The sequence below is a fragment of the Paracoccus fontiphilus genome (assembly GCF_017356265.1).
Taxonomy (GTDB): domain Bacteria; phylum Pseudomonadota; class Alphaproteobacteria; order Rhodobacterales; family Rhodobacteraceae; genus Paracoccus; species Paracoccus fontiphilus.
Map to the genome: position 1 here is coordinate 1 of NZ_JAFNAW010000148.1, position 2,409 is coordinate 2,409.

The following is a 2,409-nucleotide window of genomic DNA, read 5'->3' on the forward strand; positions in this document are numbered from 1 at the left end:
GGGCATGACCTGGCGCGCGCCGGGGCGGTGCTGTCGGCGGTGCTGCGCCCCGGACAGGCGCGCGTGCTGCTGGCGGCGCTGATCGCGTCGGGGCAGGTGGAGCGGGCCGGGGCGCTGTTTGGCTGATCCTGCCCATTTTGCGGGCAATGCGCCATGGCAGGCCATGCCCGCCATTGCGCAGGGCGGCTTACCCGTGCAACCACACGGGCAGCCATGTCGAAACGCCTTCTCATCGTTGTTGTCGAGCCCGATCCCGACCGCGCGCAGCCCATTGCCGATGGCCTGCGCGAGGCGGGCGACCACGACATCCGCATCATCGCCGAACAATCGGGCCTGGCCCGGCAGGTGGCCGAGCTGCGCCCCGACGTGGTGCTGATCGACATCGCCAACCCGTCGCGCGACGTGCTGGAGGAGCTGGCGCTCGCCTCCGGCCCGTCCGAACGGCCGGTTGCGATGTTCGTGGACCGCTCGGACGAGGGGATGACCCGCGCGGCCATCGAGGCCGGGATCTCGGCCTATGTCGTGGACGGGCTGCGACCCGAACGGCTGAAGCCTGTCCTGGACGCGGCCATCGCGCGCTTCCATATCTTCCAGCAGATGCGCGCCGAACTGGCCGCCACCCGCGCCGCCCTGGAGGAACGCAAGATCATCGACCGCGCCAAGGCCGTGCTGATGAAGGCGCGCGGCATCGACGAGGAAGCGGCCTATGCGCTGCTGCGCAAGACGGCGATGGACGGGGGCAAGCGCGTGGCCGACATCGCCCAGCAACTCGTGATGGCGGCGGGGCTTCTGGGCCGATGAGGACGCTGCGCCTTGGCTATGTGCCCCTGATCGACGCGGCGCCCCTGATCGTCGCGCACGAGCTTGGCTTCGCGGCCGAGGAGGGCCTGGCCTTCGACCTGGTCCGCCTTGGAGCCTGGGCGCAGGCGCGCGACATGCTGGGCGCGGGAATGATCGACGCCGCCCACATGCTGGTGCCGATGCCGGTGGGCCAGGCGCTTGGCCTTGGTCCGGCGCTGCCCGCGATGGACCTAGTGATGTTCCTGTCCCATGGCGGGCAGGCCGTCGCCGTCAATCGCGTGCTGGAGGAACGCCTGCGCGCGGCAGGCCACGGCTTTGCCTTCGATGACGCCCGCGCCGCCGGCCTTGCCCTGCGCGCGGCGGTGACGGGGCGGCTGCGGGTGGGCGTGCCGTTCCACCTTTCGACCCAGTCCGAACTGGTGCGCCACTGGCTGACGGGCTGCGGCTTCGCGCCCGCCGAGCTGGACCTGGTCACGGTGCCGCCGCCGATGATGGCCGATGCCATCGCGCGGGGCGACGTGGATGCCTTCTGCGTGGGCGAGCCCTGGGCCTCCTTTGCCGTCGAACGCGGGCTTGCGGCGCTTCTGCTGCCGGGCACCGCGATCTGGGCCGCGCCACCCGAAAAGGGGCTGGTGCTGCTGCACGACTTTGCCGAAACCCGCCCAGCGGAAACCGGCGCCCTGATGCGCGCCATCTGGCGTGCGGGCCGCTGGATGGACGATCCCGACCACCGCGGTACCGCGGCCGAGATCCTGTCGCGCGCGGCCTATCTCGACCTGCCGCCCGAACTGGCCGAACGCGGGCTGACCGGGCGCCTGACGATCAGCGCGGGGGGCGACATCCGCCAGGCGCCGGGCTTCATCGCCTTCAACGCGGGCGGGGCCAGCTTTCCCTGGAAAAGCCTCGGCGCGCTTTTCGCGCAGCGCATCGCCGGCCGTCACGGGCTGGACCCGCAGGCCGCGATGGACCGCGCCACGCCCCGTTTCCGCACCGACCTTTACCGCCGGCATCTCCGCCCCGCAGGCGCGCCGCTGCCCGGCGCCTCGCAACGGGTCGAAGGGGCCTTGCCCGAGGACCGCCTTGTCGCGGCGGAACGGGGCGGAATGATTCTGCGGGCGGACCGGTTCTTCGACGGCTTCACCTTCGATCCCCTGGGTCCTGCATCCGCAAACTGACCAATCGACGGGCAGTTCGCGCAATCTTTCCGCGATCTTGGTCTGAAATGACACCGGACGGCCTTTGCCCATCGGACGGGGCTTGGCCTTCGCCCGGCTTCGGCTGATGGTTCACCCATGGCCCGGCGCAATGGCGCGCCACCGGCCCGCTCGCAACGATGCGGCATCCCCTGAAAGCAGCGGTTGACGGCAGCCCCCTGGGCGATCCCGACGTCTGCTTTCCGACAGCCACGGACCCATCTTGCCACCGGAGCCATCATGAACGCCATGTCCTTTCAGTCCCCTACGCCCCACCCCGCCCGCCGCAGGCTTGTCATCATTGGCGCGGGGATGGCGTCTGGTCGGTTGCTGGAGCAGGTGTTCGAGGCTGGGCCGGGTGCCTGGGACGTGACGCTGTTCAACGCCGAGCCTCGGGGCAACTACAACCGGCTGA

2 protein-coding genes are annotated in these 2,409 nt (G+C 70.7%); both read left to right on the forward strand.

Going from position 1 to position 2,409, the window contains the following annotated elements; genetic code table 11:
- The first annotated feature begins 213 nt into the window (after positions 1-213).
- Positions 214-801 carry an ANTAR domain-containing response regulator gene (locus tag J0F76_RS20485; RefSeq protein WP_207472306.1) on the forward strand — a complete coding sequence of 196 codons (588 nt, stop codon included), beginning with the start codon at positions 214-216 and terminating at the stop codon, positions 799-801.
- Positions 798-1,976, forward strand: a complete 1,179-nt coding sequence (locus tag J0F76_RS20490; RefSeq protein WP_207472307.1) for an ABC transporter substrate-binding protein — start codon at positions 798-800, stop codon at positions 1,974-1,976. The genes J0F76_RS20485 and J0F76_RS20490 overlap by 4 nt, the downstream gene beginning before the upstream one ends.
- Positions 1,977-2,409 lie beyond the last annotated feature (433 nt).

What these genes read in the sequence shown, in the direction of transcription:
- J0F76_RS20485 (WP_207472306.1), top strand. Translation starts at nt 214, where the DNA reads ATGTCGAAACGCCTTCTCATCGTTGTTGTCGAGCCCGATCCCGACCGC.
- J0F76_RS20490 (WP_207472307.1), top strand. Translation starts at nt 798, where the DNA reads ATGAGGACGCTGCGCCTTGGCTATGTGCCCCTGATCGACGCGGCGCCC.